Source organism: Bradyrhizobium sp. MI1.7 (genome assembly GCF_055811795.1).
This window is the reverse complement of the sequence record NZ_JBVVPO010000251.1, coordinates 1-563: the sequence shown is the minus strand read 5'-3', so window position 1 is coordinate 563 and position 563 is coordinate 1. Positions and strand designations below refer to the sequence as shown.

Below are 563 nucleotides of genomic sequence, written 5' to 3'. Positions count from 1 at the left end.
GCCTGCTTTGCGGATTTCGGTCACGACGTCACCTGCGTCGACAAGGACGAGAAGAAGATCGCGGCGCTTCATCGCGGCGAGATTCCGATCTACGAGCCCGGCCTCGACGAGCTGGTCGCGACCAATGTGAAGGCCAAGCGGCTCGACTTCACCACCGATTTGTCGAAGCCGGTCGCGGACGCCGATGCCGTCTTCATCGCGGTCGGCACGCCCTCGCGCCGCGGCGATGGTCACGCCGATCTCTCCTATGTCTACGCCGCCGCGCGCGAGATCGCGCAGTCGCTGTCGGGCTTCACCGTCGTCGTGACCAAGTCGACCGTCCCGGTCGGCACCGGCGACGAGGTCGAGCGCATCATCCGCGAGACCAACCCCGCGGCCGACGTCGTCGTCGCCTCCAACCCCGAATTCCTGCGCGAGGGCGCGGCGATCCGCGACTTCAAGTACCCCGACCGCGTCGTCGTCGGCACCTCCGACGAGCGCGGCCGCAAGGTGATGGGCGACGTCTATCGCCCGCTGTCGCTGAACCAGGCCCCGCTGATGTTCACGGCGCGCCGCACCGCCGA

General features: G+C 68.2%; 1 pseudogene. It reads left to right on the top strand.

The features are described 5' to 3' along the window. A pseudogene (locus AC0L3X_RS47395) lies at window positions 1-563 on the top strand (UDP-glucose 6-dehydrogenase); the annotation flags it as partial.